This is a genomic window from Anaerococcus marasmi, from assembly GCF_900290195.1.
In the GTDB taxonomy this organism is placed as follows: Bacteria; Bacillota; Clostridia; order Tissierellales; family Peptoniphilaceae; genus Anaerococcus; species Anaerococcus marasmi.
Window position 1 is genome coordinate 805,824 of the sequence record NZ_OLMF01000004.1, and the last position, 16,544, is coordinate 822,367.

General features: G+C 39.3%; 16 protein-coding genes and 1 tRNA gene. 2 read left to right on the top strand and 15 right to left on the bottom strand.

Annotated elements, in window-relative coordinates; all coding sequences use genetic code 11:
- Positions 1 to 215: 215 nt before the first annotated feature.
- The 5 genes from C7D97_RS04140 to C7D97_RS04160 are packed head-to-tail and all read right to left on the bottom strand — an operon-like array spanning position 216 to position 5,237.
- Positions 216 to 1,409 (bottom strand): FAD:protein FMN transferase, encoded by a 1,194-nt coding sequence (locus C7D97_RS04140; protein ID WP_105300861.1) that lies wholly within the window; start codon positions 1,407 to 1,409, stop codon positions 216 to 218.
- Complete coding sequence (locus C7D97_RS04145; protein WP_105300862.1) at positions 1,406 to 1,873, bottom strand: UPF0158 family protein; 468 nt, start codon at positions 1,871 to 1,873, stop codon at positions 1,406 to 1,408. The genes C7D97_RS04140 and C7D97_RS04145 overlap by 4 nt, the downstream gene beginning before the upstream one ends.
- A 1-nt stretch (position 1,874) precedes the next feature.
- Positions 1,875 to 3,674: a 1,4-alpha-glucan branching protein GlgB gene (gene glgB, locus C7D97_RS04150; RefSeq protein WP_105300863.1), complete on the bottom strand. Its 1,800-nt coding sequence runs from the start codon at positions 3,672 to 3,674 to the stop codon at positions 1,875 to 1,877.
- Positions 3,664 to 4,293, bottom strand: coding sequence for a uridine kinase (gene udk, locus C7D97_RS04155; protein ID WP_105300864.1), 630 nt, complete (start codon positions 4,291 to 4,293; stop codon positions 3,664 to 3,666). The genes glgB and udk overlap by 11 nt, the downstream gene beginning before the upstream one ends.
- Positions 4,290 to 5,237 (bottom strand): NAD(P)-dependent oxidoreductase, encoded by a 948-nt coding sequence (locus C7D97_RS04160; RefSeq protein WP_105300865.1) that lies wholly within the window; start codon positions 5,235 to 5,237, stop codon positions 4,290 to 4,292. The genes udk and C7D97_RS04160 overlap by 4 nt, the downstream gene beginning before the upstream one ends.
- A gap of 161 nt (positions 5,238 to 5,398) precedes the next feature.
- On the opposite strand from C7D97_RS04160, the gene C7D97_RS04165 reads away from it, so the two are divergent.
- Positions 5,399 to 5,803 (top strand): VOC family protein, encoded by a 405-nt coding sequence (locus C7D97_RS04165; protein ID WP_105300866.1) that lies wholly within the window; start codon positions 5,399 to 5,401, stop codon positions 5,801 to 5,803.
- A 1-nt stretch (position 5,804) separates the two neighbouring features.
- Here C7D97_RS04165 and C7D97_RS04170 read toward each other — a convergent pair whose 3' ends face one another.
- The 5 genes from C7D97_RS04170 to C7D97_RS04190 all read right to left on the bottom strand — a co-directional run bounded on the left by C7D97_RS04170 (position 5,805) and on the right by C7D97_RS04190 (position 9,912).
- The gene (locus tag C7D97_RS04170; protein WP_240308888.1) at positions 5,805 to 6,347 is read right to left on the bottom strand and encodes a nucleoside deaminase; all 543 of its coding nucleotides are present in this window, start codon (positions 6,345 to 6,347) and stop codon (positions 5,805 to 5,807) included.
- Between the two features lie 820 nt (positions 6,348 to 7,167).
- Positions 7,168 to 7,244, bottom strand: a tRNA-Arg gene (locus C7D97_RS04175).
- A 42-nt stretch (positions 7,245 to 7,286) separates the two neighbouring features.
- Positions 7,287 to 8,498, bottom strand: a complete 1,212-nt coding sequence (locus tag C7D97_RS04180) for a D-alanyl-D-alanine carboxypeptidase family protein (protein ID WP_105300867.1) — start codon at positions 8,496 to 8,498, stop codon at positions 7,287 to 7,289.
- Between the two features lie 3 nt (positions 8,499 to 8,501).
- Positions 8,502 to 9,332, bottom strand: coding sequence for an aminoglycoside 6-adenylyltransferase (locus C7D97_RS04185; RefSeq protein ID WP_105300868.1), 831 nt, complete (start codon positions 9,330 to 9,332; stop codon positions 8,502 to 8,504).
- On the bottom strand, positions 9,322 to 9,912 hold the full coding sequence (locus tag C7D97_RS04190) for an NUDIX hydrolase (protein WP_105300869.1): 591 nt from the start codon (positions 9,910 to 9,912) through the stop codon (positions 9,322 to 9,324). The genes C7D97_RS04185 and C7D97_RS04190 overlap by 11 nt, the downstream gene beginning before the upstream one ends.
- Before the next feature lie 107 nt (positions 9,913 to 10,019).
- On the opposite strand from C7D97_RS04190, the gene mscL reads away from it, so the two are divergent.
- Positions 10,020 to 10,430: a large conductance mechanosensitive channel protein MscL gene (mscL, locus tag C7D97_RS04195; RefSeq protein ID WP_105300870.1), complete on the top strand. Its 411-nt coding sequence runs from the start codon at positions 10,020 to 10,022 to the stop codon at positions 10,428 to 10,430.
- Positions 10,431 to 11,233: 803 nt separating this feature from the next.
- Here the strand turns inward: mscL and topA are convergent.
- Genes topA through ylqF form a run of 5 tightly spaced genes read right to left on the bottom strand, consistent with a single transcriptional unit; the run spans position 11,234 to position 16,173 of the window.
- Positions 11,234 to 13,288 (bottom strand): type I DNA topoisomerase, encoded by a 2,055-nt coding sequence (gene topA / locus C7D97_RS04200; protein WP_105300871.1) that lies wholly within the window; start codon positions 13,286 to 13,288, stop codon positions 11,234 to 11,236.
- Between the two features lie 4 nt (positions 13,289 to 13,292).
- The gene (dprA, locus tag C7D97_RS04205; RefSeq protein ID WP_105300872.1) at positions 13,293 to 14,384 is read right to left on the bottom strand and encodes a DNA-processing protein DprA; all 1,092 of its coding nucleotides are present in this window, start codon (positions 14,382 to 14,384) and stop codon (positions 13,293 to 13,295) included.
- A complete protein-coding gene (locus C7D97_RS04210) occupies positions 14,374 to 14,721 on the bottom strand; it encodes a YraN family protein (RefSeq protein ID WP_105300873.1) in 348 nt (115 codons plus the stop codon). The genes dprA and C7D97_RS04210 overlap by 11 nt, the downstream gene beginning before the upstream one ends.
- Positions 14,711 to 15,340: a ribonuclease HII gene (locus C7D97_RS04215; RefSeq protein ID WP_105300874.1), complete on the bottom strand. Its 630-nt coding sequence runs from the start codon at positions 15,338 to 15,340 to the stop codon at positions 14,711 to 14,713. Before C7D97_RS04215 ends, C7D97_RS04210 begins: the two co-directional genes overlap by 11 nt.
- The gene (ylqF, locus tag C7D97_RS04220) at positions 15,337 to 16,173 is read right to left on the bottom strand and encodes a ribosome biogenesis GTPase YlqF (RefSeq protein WP_105301856.1); all 837 of its coding nucleotides are present in this window, start codon (positions 16,171 to 16,173) and stop codon (positions 15,337 to 15,339) included. The genes C7D97_RS04215 and ylqF overlap by 4 nt, the downstream gene beginning before the upstream one ends.
- Positions 16,174 to 16,544 lie beyond the last annotated feature (371 nt).

Genomic DNA, 16,544 nt, shown 5'->3' on the forward strand with positions numbered 1-16,544 from the left:
AAGCCTCGATTAAGGGCTGCCATCAATTCACTAACGTTCATTGTGGCCAGACCCATTAGACATAAGGGTAAACTAATATTTAAGAAATTATTTTATTATGTTGGAAAATATATTTCCAACATTCCCTTACTTCGACCGAACGTAGTGAGTGGAGAAGTCTCATCCTCCCCACACAAAAAGCCCTAATCCGCACAGGATCAGAGCTTACTTTTTCTTTATTTATCTTCCATTTCTTCCCAGCCTTCAGTTTTGTATTCGTTTCCTTCTGGGTCTATCCAGAAGGCTTCTACTTTGTTTTCAGCTGCTTTTTTTAGTCCTGTCTCGTGGTCTACTATGAAGAAGTAGGTTGAGAGGGTGTCTGCTAGGGCTATGCTGTCTGCTTTTACTGATACGGATTTCCATTTGTCGGATGGGTATCTTGTGGCTGGGTCTATGATGTGGTGGTAGTTTTTGCCGTCTACTGTGAAGAATCTTTGGTAGTCGCCGCTTGTTACTACTGATGTGTTCTTGACGTTTACTATTGTGGAGTATGGATTTTCTTTATCTTCTAGGAAGGGATTTTGGACTGCTATTTTCCAGTTTCCTTCGCTGTTGTTTGGGTTTTCTCCTATGATTACGTCATCACCACCTACAGATAGGATTCCTCTTTCAAATCCTGCTTCTTTTAGTTTTTCGGCCATTTTTTCTGTGGCGTAGCCTTTGCCGATTGCTCCTATGTCTAGTTGGACGTTTGGGTCGTTGATGTAGACTGTAGAGTTTTCCTTGTCTATTTCAATGGCATCTATGTTTTCGTGCTCGCTTTTTTTGATGAGCTCATCTTCTGGTGGGATTGCTGCCTTTTCAGGATTATCTATGGACATCTCCCTGTATTGGTGCCACAAGCCTAGGAGGGATCCCATAGCTACGTTGATGTTTCCGTCTGTTAGTTTGTACATCTCTTTCGAGTATTCGATTAGCTCGATTATTTCAGTATCTACCTTGACTGGTTCAATTCCTGCCTTTTCGTTGATTGTTCTGAAGTTGTTTACTCCTTCGAAGGAATCGTAGGAGTTGTAGAGCTTGTGGTATCTGGCTAGCTCTTCTTCTAGGACGTCACACTGTTTCTTGAAGGCCTCTTCATCATCAGAGTAAGTTAGAAGGGTAGTTACTGTGTCGAAGTAGTCGTAGTAGGTCTTGTCAAGTTTTGGCACTTCGGTGCTTTTCGCATCTTCTTGATTCTCTTCGATCTCTTTTTCATCTCCTACTTTTGCATCTTCTACTTTTGTCTCAGCTTCCGCCTCTTTTTCCTCTACTTTTTCTTCAGCTTGGCTTACTTGGTCCTTCTTATCTTCTGTTTCATTTGCTCCATTGGCACAGGCTGTTATGACAAGGGCCATGGCCAAGGGGTAAAATATTTTCTTTATTCTCATAGTTTGTTTATGTTAATTGTCTCCATGTCTTTGTTAACTGGGATTGATTCTTCAAGAGCCCATGTTAGTAATATATCCGCTGCTGCCTTGTCTCTAAAGGAGTTCCATTGTCCTTCAAGGCCTTGTTCGTAGACTATATCAAGGAATTCCTCTCTTGGGGCGATTCCCTCGTAGTTGTCTAGGAAGTTATCCCTCTGGTGTCTGTCAAGGCTTGCAACAAAGGCTTCTCTTAGTCTCTGACTATCTAGCTCGTCTGCTGTTGGCATTAGCAAGAAGTTTTCTACGTCTGCGTCTATATCTATATAATTTTCTTCTATATCTTCTGCGGTTTGGATCTCCTTGTTGATTCTTATAAAGTCAAGGGATTCTGTATTCAACCACATATTCTTAAGATATGAATCTTCATCTATCAAGGTCCATTTTTCAACTAACCAGGATAGATTGATTGGTTTTCTTACTTTCATATTATTTTACTTTTAGTACTATTGCTTCGTATTCCCAAAGCTCCAATACTAAATTGTTTCCTTTCTCTATTTTTATATTTCTCTTATCCCATCTGCTTCCGCCGTAGGTCTCAGAAAGTGAATCCAAGACTTCAACGAATTCCAACTCTTCATCGTAAGGGATCTCGAAATTAGCCTTGTAGGTGTTGGTCATGTTTAGGACTACAAGGTATCTATCATCTCCGGCTTTTCTTTCATAGGCGAAGACAGAATTTATATTATCATCTACTACCTTCCAGGAAAATCCATCTTCTTCGTAGTCTTTTTCGAAAAAGGCAGGACTTGCTTTATAAAGGGCGTTTAGGTCCTTGACATATCGGTGGATGTCATCATGGGTTGGGAATTTTAATATATCCCAATTAATCGATTCATGCTCATTCCATTCATCAAATGTAGCAATTTCGTTGCCCATAAAGCTGAGCTTCTTGCCAGGATGGGTAATCTGGTAGGTGTAGAGGAGCTTAAGTTGTTTGAACTTCTCCTCGTAAGAGCCTGCCATTTTGTTAATCATAGCTCCCTTCATATGAACTACCTCATCGTGGCTTAGTGGTAGGATAAAACGTTCGTTGTAGAAGTAGAACATCGAAAAGTTGATATTTGCCTGGTGATCGATCCTATTTATGGAATCTGTCTTAAAATATCTTAGAGTATCGTTCATCCAGCCCAAATCCCACTTGTAGTCAAAGCCTAGTCCCCCATCTTCAACCCTGCCTGTAACTTGTGGGTAGTCTGAGGAGTCTTCTGCTATGAGCATAACATTTGGGAAGGATTCATGGATGGTTTTGTTAAGATCCTTGATAAATTCGATATTGTCCTTGTGGACTCCACGATTCTTGTTGCCATTGTAGTGGATCATGTAGCTTACTGCGTCGATTCTTATTCCATCAAAGTGGAAGTTTTCTAGCCAGTAGCTTACAGCAGACTTCATAAAGCTTCTGACATGACCCTTGGAGTAGTCGAAGTTATTGGATCCCCACTCGGAGTATTTGAGGTCGGGATAGATTGATTCATACATTCCAGTCCCATCAAAATGATCTAGGCCAAAGTAGTCGCTAGCAAAGTGTACTGCTACCATGTCGAGGATTACCCCGATTCCGTTTTGGTGGAGAATATCAACGAACTTTTTGAGATCTACTGGGCTTCCAAAGCGGGAGCTTGTCGCAAAAAATCCGCTCGATTGATAACCCCAGGATGGATAGTAAGGGTATTCGGTTATAGGCATTATCTCTACATGGGTGTAGTTCATTTCCTTGACATAGGATACTAATCTATCTACTATGTCGAGGAAATTAACATTGTCATTGTATCTTAGCCAGCTTCCTATATGGATTTCGTAGATATTTAGTGGCTTATCGAAGTTCTTATCCCTGTTTTTGATAAATTCTTCATCGGAGAAGTCGTAGGAGTCATCTGTTATGATACTTGCAAAGTCGCCTTCCTTGTCCATAGCACGGGCAAAGGGATCGGTTTTTTCCACCCAATTTCCCTCATGGACTACTACATATTTGTAGTAATCTCCAGGATTCGCATCAAGCTTAATAAAAAAATAACCGTACTTGGTGTTTTTGGTCATCTTGGTATTTTCCCAAGAAGTAAAATCTCCCTTGATGTAGACTTCGTCAGCATTTGGGGCAAGGAGTCTAAATATATACATACCGTCAGTATCTTTGTGTGCTCCCCAAATATCAGCTCCCATAGACGAATAACCCGCGAGATAATTCTCTATATGATCATGGTTAGTTTCTGTAATATTAACTTTCATTTTCTTCCTCAATCAAATGTTTAATGTGTCTTTTGAGGATTTGAATTCCCTTTAGGTTCTTCGCTCCTCTTGGAATAATTATATCTGCGTATTTCTTGCTTGGCTCTATATAAGTCTCATGCATTGGCTTAACTTGGCCGATGTATTGGGTAAGTACAGACTCAAGTGATCTGCCACGCTCCTTGGTATCTCTTAAGATTCTCCTTTGTAGCCTCACATCGCTATCGGCATCAACAAAGACCTTGGTGTCTGTAATAGACCTGATTCTTTCATCATATAGAACAAGGATTCCTTCAATTAGGATAATCTTTGTTGGCTTAATCTCAATCGTATCCTCGCTCCTAGTGTGGATATTATAATCGTAGGTCGGCATGGCTATAGTCTTACCTTCGAGCAGTTTTAATAAGTCCTTATAAAATAAATCATTGTCGAAGGCGCCTGGGTAGTCATAATTAAGCTTAGCCCTTTGCTCAAAGGATATGTCATCATGGGCCTTGTAGTAATTGTCGTGACCTATTACAGTCAAGTCATCCTTAAAATAATTTGCAATCTCTCTTACAATGGAGCTTTTGCCAGAGGCCGAGCCCCCAGCAATTGCTACAATTTTTACGTCTGTCATAGTTTGATCTCGTTTACGATATTTCCCTCTAGATATTGATAAAGGTTGTCGAATACAATGTCTGCCCTAATCTCCATGGCTTCCTTGGTGTAGAAGGCAACGTGGTTGGTTAGTATTACATTTTTGGCATTTCTTAATGGATAGTCTTCTGGAAGTGGTGGTTCCATATCGAATACGTCTATACCTGCTCTTAGTTTGTCTTCATTGAGAAGCTTAGCTAGGTAGTCATTATCTACAACAGCTCCCCTAGCACAGTTTATTAGAACAGCCCCTTCCTTCATAAGGTCTAGCTCTTCTTCTCCCAAGAATCCCTTGGTCTCCTTGTTGTTTGGTATGTGAAGAGACACTATATCACTTTCCTTAAGTAGAGTATCAAGGTCGACATATTCTACTCCCTTGGCTTTTATTTCTTCCTTTTCTGTTCTTGAGTAGGCGATTATCTTGCAGCCAAAGACACTCAAAAGATCGATTAGCTTTGATCCTATATTTCCTGTTCCTATTACACCGAAGGTCTTGCCCTTGATAAGCTCACCTAAAAGATAGTTATTTTCTCCATCGAAGATATTTGACCTATTTTCGTTAAACTTCCTCAAAACAGAGATAGTAAGGCCTATTACAAGCTCTGCCACAGAATCATCAGAGTAACCGCTAGCATTTAGGACCTTGATTCCCTTTTCCTTACAAGCATCGAGGTCGACGTGGTCCACTCCAGTGAATGCTACATCGATTAAGTCTAACTTTGTATTATTAATCACTTGGCTAGTAAGAGGCTTGTTGGTGATGATGGCTATATTAGCGTCCTTTAATCTTTCGATTTTTTCCTCATCACTTCCTGCACTTTCTTCAAAATATTCAAACTCATGGCCTAAAGATTCAATTTTTTCTTTATGATTTTCAATAATTTCTCTATCAACTTCTAATGGATCAATTAGACTAATCTTCATTGTATTCTCCTTTATTCAATATTAATATCGTTTACTTGCTATTATTATACTCTTCTTAGGCATATTTAAATAGAAAATTCATCTTGATTAATTACTAACTATACTTGCCTAGATGATGATAATGTGATAAATTATTAGTATAGAAATAGAAAGGAATAGGTATGGCAGTTGGATTAGCTTTTACAGATGGTAAATGTTTAGAGGCTCTTCATTATTATTGCAATGTGTTTGGCCTAGAGGAACCGAAAAAAGTCATTAGATACAGTGATTTCGAGAAATACAATCACCCAAAAGAGATAAAAGATAGGATATATAATTCATATCTGGATATCTACGATAACAGAATCTACCTCTATGATGTGACTAATGACAAGTTGATTAATAGAGGAAACAATGTAAGGGTTGTAATCGAGACGACTTCTGATAACCTCTACAGGGCCTACATGAACTTTAGAAAAGACTCCACAGTAACTATGGAGCCTCAGAAAGTGAATAAGAGAATATTTACGACTTTGATTGATAAATATGATATTTCATGGCAATTTATAGCAGAAATTACAGAATAAGTCATTTGTTTGATTTATTCTTTTTCTTTTGCCTTAAATACCTAAAGAAGGTTTGAATCTCAAAGAGAGCTTCTTCCTCCATTAGACCGAACTCCGCATCGACAAAGTGAAGCTGACTCCTATCGCCGCAGACATTGGTATTGGAACCGCAGGCCCCTCTCTTGTGATCCCTAAGAGCTACTACAAGCCTATCGATTCTCGAATTGATAATGGCACCCGCACACATAGAGCAGGGCTCCATAGTAACATACATGGTGCACTCCTCTAGTCTGAAATCATCCATCCAGGCACTAGCTTCCCCTATAGCCATAAGCTCGGCATGCTTTAGGGCACTTTTCCCCTTATAGGTGAGATTGTGGCCACGGCCTATGATTTTGCCATCATACACAACTACAGCCCCTACAGGAACCTCCTCAATAAAACGAGCGACCCTGGCTTCATTGATAGCTTCAGCCATAAAGAAATAATCCTCCTTGGTAAAGGTATTTTCAGGAATTTCTTCTATTTTATCTATATTATTTTCAATATTATTATCTTTGCACATGATTTCCTTCTTTGATTTTTTAGATATTTTAACTTCTTTATATGTCTATGTAGACTGGAGATCTCTCACATGCGTTCGACGGTAGTTTGCGGGCTTAGTTGCACTTCGCCTCGCAAAGCCTCGATTAAGGAATTTCATCAGTTCGCTATGCTCACTGTGACAAATCCATTAGAGATGGCGTAAATGTGTGAATTACAATAACTATAATCCTTAAAATAATTATACTTTTACTATTTCTAACGAGATTTCTCCATTCACTTCGTTCAGTCGAAATAAGGGAAAATAGTTGGAAAGCGAGCTTTCCCACCCTTCCCTAGTGTCGAGCGTAGTCGAGACATCTCTTTTCATCCCCCTTATGTCGAGCGTAGTCGAGATATCTCTTATTAAATATTCCACTCTCCACCTCGAAAAAAGCCCGTCCGGCTCTGAGAGGACTACGTGAGAGGTCTACGGAAACTTGGGACGTGTTTGATTTTAGATTTCCTTATTTAGTTATTTACGTAGATAACTTTAACTTTTATATCTACATGTCCTCATCGACTGTAGATCTCTCGTCGCTCATTTCATTCGCTCTGTCGAGATGGCGTAGCTTTTGTTTGAGTTTATCTTAAAGTACATACCTTGCTGTTTTTTTATTGGTAAATGTGAGAGATTTCTCCACTCATTCCATTCGGTCGAAATAAGGGAAAATAGTAGGAAAGCTAGCTTTCCTACCTTACCCTAGTGTCGAGCGTAGTCGAGACATCTCTATAGCAATTTTCATTACAGAAGTAATCTTTTTTCCTCACAAAAAAAGCTGTTGTTATCAACAGCCGTAATTTGGTGTACCGAAGAGGATTCGAACCTCCGACACCCGCCTTAGGAGGGCGGTGCTCTATCCAGCTGAGCTACCAGTACAAATAAAGGACAAAAATGCGTCCTCTATTATTATATTGTTTTTTATCTTGCAATCAATACTTGGACCAAGAAATTTATATTATTTTCTATATTTCTTGTAATTTTAGAAAATAGGCTTGCTTCTTCGACGTCCTTTTTGGCTATAAGATCGATGGTGTGGGATTCGTTATCGTAGGATACATCTACCTTACCTAGGACTTCTCCTTCTTTGATTGGTGCCTTAATCTTATCATTTAGGCTAATCTTTGTAGCTACTTTCTTGTCATCCTTGGATATGATGCTTAGGTTTTCTTTTGGGAAGAGCTCTATGTAGCCTTGCTTGGCGCTTACTTCATCTATAGTCTCTAGGCTAATGTTTGTATCTAGGACTTTCTCACATGAGTAGTATCTGGATACATAATATATCAAATCGCTCATTACGCTATCTCTAGTATCTTTTTGGTCTGCTCCCATCACCACACCTATAGTCCTAAACTCATCGTTGCCATCGAGCTCTTTCATGTCGGTAGTTGTTACCAAGCAGTAGCCTGCCTGGTCTGTTGTTCCAGTCTTTAGGCCATCTACTCCTCTTATTTCTCCCCTTAGGGGAATGGTTGAGTTTTTCTTGATACCCTTGCCTGGAATATTTACTTCATCCATGGTCGAATATCCTAGGATATCTGGGTATTTCTTTACTATTTCAGAAGATAGTTTGAAGAGGTCTCTGGCGGAAGATTTATTTTCCTTGCCGTCATCTGTACCTATCCCACTAGCATTGTAGTATTTTTGGCTGGTAAGTCCTAACTCTTCTGCCTTCTCATTCATCATTTGAGCAAATTTATCTTCACTTCCTGCCACAGTTTTTGCTAAAAGATGGGCGCAGTCATTTCCACTAACTGCAATGAGACCTTGGAGGAGTTCCTCTACTGAGTAGGATTTATTTTCTTTAAGTCCTAGGGCGGAGTACTCCCAGCTTGTAAGCTCTTCAGCTCTCTTATCTGCCTTGACACTTGTGTTTAGGTCAATTTTTCCCTCATCTATTGCCTCTCTTACTAAAAGAAAAGTCATAAGCTTGGTAAGAGAAGCCATAGGTAGAGCTTCATCGGCGTTTTTCTCGTAGTAGATATCGCCTGTTTCTTCATTTCCTATAAGGTAGGCTGTAACATTTTCGTCAAGTCCTACTACCCTTCCTTCTCCCGCGGCAAGGGATGTCGTTCCAGTAAGTGCTAGAATTAGGGCAAATACCAGGGCCGTTATATTTTTCTTAATCTTCATAATCTACCCCAAAAATGATTCGAGTTTTCTATAGTTCTTACGCAAAAGTTCAAGTGCCTTGACATCGGCCTTCTTGTTGTAGGCAAAACCTAAGTTTTCTGCCTCAGCCATGCCTACTTTTCTGAATAGGCCACAAGCCTTAAAGAGGCAGTTATAGATATCCAAAAGCTCGTTAGTATTGTAGCTTAGTTCCAAATCCTCTCTGTATTCCTTACTTAGGGAATTGATAAGGCTTGATCCGTCCTTGCCCATATCTCTTAAGCCATAGAACTTATCTATAATATGGAAGTTGAGCATTTTGATTAGCTCGTAACGCAAATCATCCATCTTGATAGAAGCTGCTATAGGATCTTTCTGGTTGACATATAGGGAAACTTCGATAGCATTGGCGAAGAAATTATCCACACAGGATTTAAACTCATATTCCTTAGGCATGTCGAATTTAAAGTCTCTATTAGGAGAAAGTTTCTTCTCGCCTGCCCTATTGTAAATAAATTCGATATCGCTTGGAAGGTTCTTAATGAAGTCCTCTGCCAAATCTTTTGCTATAATTGACTCAGAAATCTTTATATTATCTTCCTTGTATACATCTATTATAGTATAATTTTGCTTATTCTTATCGACTTCGAAGCTATCCTTTCTCCTATTGATAAGGATAATATCATCGAAGAGATATCTGATATCTTCTTCGAGCTTTCCAATAATAACTTCATCGACAACAGTATACAAATCAATGAACTCATCATTTGTGTTTGATTTAAGGTAAAATATAGAAACTATGGAATCTTTGTCCTTGGCATAGTCTACAAATCTATTTTTAATTTCACTTTTCATCTATAACCCAGCTTTCTATAAAATTCTTCAAAAGTCTCGCTGTAAGTCCCCAGATTACAGGTTCTGTATCATAAAAGTACAAGTCACTATAGCCTCTCCAGGCCCTATATTCCTGGCCATTAGGAATCTTGTCGAAGGGGAAATCCTCCGGATAGTCTACCTTGTAAGGCGACCTGTATCTGATTGGTGGATTATCTTTCAGATAGTCTATATCCACAGCAAAAACTGACTCTACTTCTTCATTATACTTTATATCTTCAAAATTTTTCTTAATTCTGCCATAAAAACTCTTCACATGCCTGTAAGATGAATTAAGACTCATAGAAGAATATCCCATATATTCTATATCGTTATAATCTAGACAGAGTTCCTCCATAGTCTCCCTGAGAGCTGCTTCCTTAAAGTCCTCATCTTTCTCAAGTCTCCCTCCAGGGAAAGACACCTCGCCTGGCTGACTAATATGGGCGCTTCTTACCTCCAAGAGAATATGGTCCTTACCGTCAATCTCAATTATCGGGATAAAAACCGCGAAATTTCTCAATTTATTATAAAAATCGTCATCAACTAATAATTTTTTCATAATATCTCCTATAATAAATGATATTAAATTAGGGAATCAAAGTCAAATATATAATAATAAATTTATATTTGGGTATAATAGTAGGGAAAGTAATTTTAGGAGGAATAATGTTAAAAGAATTTAAAGAATTTATAGCACGTGGTAATGTTATTGACATGGCTATAGGTATAATTATGGGATCTGCCTTCACAGCGATTGTAAAAAGCTTGGTAGATGATATCCTAATGCCAATCATATCAGGACTTACAGCTGGTATCAACTACGAGGATATAGTAGTTAATATAGCTGGAGCAAGCCTAAAAGTAGGTAACTTCATCAACGCTGTCATATCATTTTTAATTATCGCCTTTGTAATGTTTATGATCGTTAAGGCACTAAACGCAAGACACAAAGACGATGAAGAGGAAGAAGTAACAACAAAAGATTGTCCATTCTGCAAAAGCGAAATACCAGTAGAAGCAACAAGATGCCCACACTGTACATCTAAGCTTGCTGACTACAAAAACGCAAACGAATAAGAAAAAAACTAAAGCCGCGGAAAGCGGCTTTTTGCTTGGGGAAATTTAATCTTTATTAGATAGGTAGTTTATAGATTAAGTACTTTCTATACTACACTGTAGATCTATAGTCTCTTCGATTTATAGGTCTTGTGTTAATTGGATTATAAACTATAACTAAAAGTTTTAAATTATTCCACTTTTAATATAATATGTGAGACCTCTCCGCTGCGGTCGAGGTAAGGGAAAAGGAGAGAAAACTTTGTTTTCTTTCCCCCCCCCTTATGTCGAGCGTAGTCGAGACATCTCTTACCTTCCCCCTTGTATCGAGCGTAGTCGAGATATCTCTCTTATCAAATATTCCACTCCGCCACCTCGAACTTTATGTGAGAGGTCTACAGAACCGTGGGACATGTTTGATTTTAGATTTTGTTATTTAGGTATTTACGCAGATAATTTGAACTTTTATATCTACATGTCATCATAGACTGTAGATCTCTCAGTCGTTCCTCCTTCGAGATGGCGATTAATAGAAATCTATACTTTAATTTAGGTTATATAATTAACTGCTCTTTAGAAGTAATGCGTGAGGCTTCTCCGCTGCGGTCGAAGCAAGGTTGCCCTCCTGATGGGCCACTGTTTGTCTGAAAGACAAATAGTGTAGTGACTTTTGTTTCGTAGAAACAAAGGTCAAAAGAACGTCGAATGACGTTCTAATAATTCTAGAGAAAACTTTGTTTTCTTTCCCCCCCTTATGTCGAGCGTAGTCGAGACATCTCCTAGTCAGTACATCTCCTTCTCAATCATAGCCTAGACATCTCTTTTTATCTCTTCTTTTCCTTGACATAGTCACATGAGGAGCATTTTATTTCGTCTGTGGACCTGTTTTTCTTGTGGATTAGGAGAGAGCCGCATTTTGGGCATTTTTCTCCTGTTGGTGGGTCCCATAGGGCGAATTCGCATTTTGGGTAGTTGTCACAGCCGTAGAATCTCTTGCCTCTCTTGCTGACTTTTTCTATTATTGTTCCGTCTTCACATTCTGGGCATTTTACTCCGGTTGATTTTACTATAGATTTGGTAAAGTTACAGTCAGGAAAGCCGGTACATCCTATGAATTTCCCGTTTCTTCCGTGTTTGATGGCAAGGGGCTTGCCACATTTTGGGCATTTTTCGTCTAGGATTTCATCTCTTACCTTATAGTCCTTGCCGTCCTTTTTGACACCCTTCATGTCTTTTTCGAAGTCCTTGTAGAAGGACTTTAGTGTTTCTTTCCAGAATCTATCTCCTTCTGCGATATTATCCAAGGCATCTTCCATTTCCCTGGTGAACTCTACATTTATTACATCGTCGAAGTTCTCCTGGAGGAAGGTATTTACGGTTTTTCCTAGATCTGTTGGGAATATTGATCTTCCTTCAAGTTCTACGTAGTTTCTTGAGATGATTTGGTTGATGGTTGCAGAATAGGTTGAAGGTCTGCCTATGCCGAATTCTTCTAGGGTCTTTACTAGACTTGCCTCTGTGTATCTTGCTGGAGGCTTAGTGAAGTGTTGGTCCTTATCGATTGTTTCGGCACTTATTATGTCTCCTTCTTTAAGCTCTGGTAGGATATTTTCGTTTTCTTTATTTGCCCCCAATTTATTGAAACCTTCAAATAGGGTGATTTTCCCGTTTGTCTTAAATATTAGGGAATTATTGTCGAAGAGGACTTGGGTTGATAGGAATTCGTAGTCTGTCATCTGGCTTGCTACGACTCTTTCCCAAATCATCTTGTAGAGCTTATATTGTTGGTCTGTTAGGTATTCCTTAATCTCTAGCGGATTTCTCCTGATAGAGGTAGGTCTTATTGCCTCGTGGGCGTCTTGGCTGCCCTTTTTCTTGCCCCCATAGGTGTTTCCCTTGCCAGCATATTCTGGCCCGTATTTTTCCTTAATATATGAGAGGGCTTCGCCTACAATCTCCTTGGATATCCTATTTGCGTCAGTTCTCATATAGGTAATAAGACCCACACTTCCATCTCCTACATCTATACCTTCAAAGAGCTGTTGGGCTAGCTGCATGGTATATCTTGTAGAAAATCCTAATCTGTTGGAGGCGTCTTGTTGGAGGGTTGAGGTTGTGTAAGGCTTTTGAGGTTTTCTTCTCTTTTTAGTCTTGGTAATTTTTACAACTTCAAACTTATCCTTATCGATCTTATTGAGGACCTTATCCGCTCCGTTTTCATTGCTTATTTTTATTTTCTTGTTGATTTGTCCATAGAATTCTGAGTCGAATTTCTCCCCAGCTTCCTTGTGGTGGGCTGTTATAGTCCAGTATTCTTCTGGAACAAAATCGTCGATTTCCTTTTGCTTATCTACTATAAGTTTAAGGGCAACTGATTGGACACGGCCAGCAGATAAGCCTGCCTTGACCCTCTTCCAGAGGATTGGGCTTATTTCGTAACCTACAATCCTATCCATCACTCGTCTTGCCTGTTGGGCATCAACAAGGTTTTGGTCGATTTTTCTTGGGTTTTTGATGGCGTTTTTGACATTTTCTTTGGTTATCTCGTGAAACTCTACCCTGTTTTTCGCTTCAGGGTCAAGATCTAAGAGAAATTGCAAATGCCAGCTTATGGCCTCTCCTTCCCTGTCCGGGTCTGTCGCAAGATAGACATTTTCTGCCTTTTTCGCTTCTTTTTTTAGTTCATTTATAGTTTTTGCTCGTCCCCTAACCTTGATATATTCTGGTTCAAAGTTATTTTCTATATCCACTCCAAACTTACTCTTTGGAAGATCACGGAGGTGGCCTACTGTTGCCATTACCTTGTAGTTTCTTCCGAGCATTTTTGAGATAGATCTGGCCTTGGTTGGAGACTCTACTATTACTAGGTTCTTAGCCAAATACTCACTCCTTTATACTAAATTCGTTATTTCCTATATTTTCTATATAATCCTTAAGCTCAAGCGATGTGAGGAGGAAATTGATTACGTCAATCTCTTCATCTAAACCACTAGCTATAGTGTCAGCGCTTGAGTTGGGGTAGTTTACAATGTATCTTACCACTTGGGCCTCTGCCTTATCAAGTTTTGAATAATCAAGACTCCTTCGACCTAGGTCCAAACCTCTCATATAGCCCAGCTCTTCTATTATATCTTCTGGAGAAAGGACGAGCTTGGCCCCGTCTTGGATCATCTTGTTGGTCCCTTTTGAATAGATGGAGTTGATATTACCGGGCACGGCGAAGACTTCTTTCCCTTGTTCTAGGGCACACCTTACAGTAATCATGGTCCCCGATTTTTCCTTGGCTTCAATCACAACTGTACCTAGGGATATGCCTGATATTATCCTATTTCTCCTGGGGAAGTTAAAGGCAATAGGCTCTGTTCCTAGAGGAAATTCTGAAAGGATTAGTCCCGTCTCTTCGATTCTCCTGTAGAGGTCCCTGTTTTGTTTAGGATAAATCTTGTCGATCCCACAACCTATAACGCCGATTGTCCTCTTGCCCACATCAAGCGTTGCCTTGTGGCAAGTCGCATCTATCCCATAGGCAAGGCCTGACACTGTTGTAATTCCAGCCATAGCTATACTTTCTGCCAAGTTCTTACATGCCCATCTCCCGTAGTCCGTACACTTCCTCGAACCTACGAAGGCTATGGAATTTTTGTCAGCCTCTTCGTCAAACTCTCCCTTGTAATACAAGACAGCTGGCTTATCTTCTATATATAGGAGGTTTTTAGGATAAGCTTCATCGAGCATGGTGACATATTTGTAGTCCTTCTCATAAAGCAAGTCCAGATATGACCTAAAGGCGTCGATACTTTCCTTATCAAAAATCTTCCCGTAAATCTTATCTGTAAGGAAGTCATAATAGGCCCTATCCTTGTCGAAAAAGTCCACAAAGCCCGTCTTTTCGTAGAGGTCTAGGATTGTCTGATTGTTCAAATATATGTAGTTTAGGTATAAAATAATTTCGTTTTTGGTAAATTTAAAAGGCATTTTCTATATAATTAATCTCTCCCGCATCCGCTATAACTTCAGCCACATCAAATCTCATAAGCAAATCTGTCATATTGTTTTCTATAAGGAAGGCCTGGCTTGCTCGGATGATTTTCCTTTGCTTACTAGGAGTAACAGCCTCGGCAGGACTTGCAAAGTTGGCATTCTTCCTAGTTTTAACTTCTACAAAAACTATCATATCGGAAAACTTCGCCACTATATCTATCTCACCGAAGGGCTTTCTGTAATTTCTGGCAAGGATCTCATAAGACTTTTCCTTTAGGTAGTCTTCGACGAGATTTTCCCCATAATCTCCAAATTCTTTCTTATAGGTCATAGATACTAAGCTGCCTTTCGTGGAACTTCCTCAAGAAAGTCTGCCTGTGGATAGGAGTTTCTCCGAACTTTTCTAGGCCCTCGTAGTGCTTTTTGGTCCCATAGCCCATATTAGTCTCGAAGGAATATCCAGGGTAGATTTTTGAGAAATTGATCATAATATCATCACGCCTAACCTTGGCAAGAATTGATGCACAGGAGATTGCATATTCATTTAGGTCCCCCTTTACTATATTCATCTGAGGGATATCAGTATTTATCCTTTCCGCATCTATAAGGACGATTTCTGGGCGAACTTTAAGCTTGTTTAGAGCATCTTCCATGGCCTTGTGGGTGGCGTTTTTGATATTAAGCTCATCAATCAAAGAAGGATTGGCATAGCCATAGGCAAAGTCTATGGCATCCGCTAGGATCTTCTCCTTAAGGCTTAGCATCTTCTTTCTAGTAAGCTTCTTCGAATCCGTAACATCTTTTATATGAGAATCTCTTTTCATAATCACAGCACAAGTTACTACAGGACCTGCCAGAGGTCCCCTGCCCACTTCATCAATACCAGCTATAAGCTCGTAGTCTTCATGGACCTTTTTCTTTATAGCATCATCGTATGGTGAATATCTCATGCTTTTTCCAAAGTAATCTTGCCAAGCTTACCTGATCTAAAGTCATTTAGGATAATATTGGCAGTTCTAGTATAGTCAAAGTCTCCACCAGAAATAATTGCCCCACGCTTTTTGGCTATGGCCTCATAGATTTCTAGGGCAGGGAGGGCAGGATCAACTCCGTATCTTTCGACTAAGGCTTCTGGATTATTTTCCTTCATTTCCTCCAAGAACTTAAGGATCAAGTCCTCGATATTTAGGACCTCATCTTTTATAGCATTGGTAAAGGAAAGGTGGAGGCCGATTTTTTCTTCAAACTTAGGCCACAAGATTCCAGGAGTATCGAGAAGTTGGATATTAGATCCAGTCTTAATCCATTGTTTGGTTTGGGTAATACCAGGACGATTACCAACCTTGGCTCCCTTTTTCTTTGAGACCTTGTTGATAAAGGTGGACTTGCCAGAATTTGGCACGCCTACGATCATCATCCTAATCATAGGATTGTCAATATTCTTCTTCTCGTTTTTCTCAAACTTATCCTTAAGGAGGGTCCTAGCTTCCTTATATATCTTATCCACTGGGACATTTTCCTTTGAGTTCATCAAAAGGGCAGGAATCCCTTCTTCCCTAAACTTCTTAACCCATTTCTTGTTTTCCTCAGGATCTGATAGGTCGGACTTATTCATTATAATCATCCTTGGCTTGTCAGCCACAATATCATCTATCATAGGATTTCTAGATGAAATTGGAATCCTCGAATCGATAATCTCCAAGACCACATCTACTAGCTTCAAATTATTTATAATAATCTCCTTGGTCTTTTTCATATGACCAGGAAACCAGTTAATATTCATCGTCATTATATCTCCTCCGTATTCTCTTCTATATATTATACATAAAATAGCTATACTTTTACAAGAAAAAAGACCTAGGCAACTTAAGCCCAGATCTATAGACTAAAATTCTTATTATTCGTAGGGATATTTTCTTCCGGAAAGGATAAGGTTAATACTACAAATAATATAAGAAAGAGGAGATTGAGAGCTAATTTTTTCTTAGATATAATCTTTCCCTCAAAGTGAAGCTCATAGCCTATATTAAAGATAAGCATTAGAAGAAGACCAAATGGATAAGGCGGGTGGTTCACATTTGTCCCCAAAAGCCCGAAGATTATAGGAAGAGTTAATCCCCTTCCTATACTTCTTGACTAAAGATTCTAAATCAT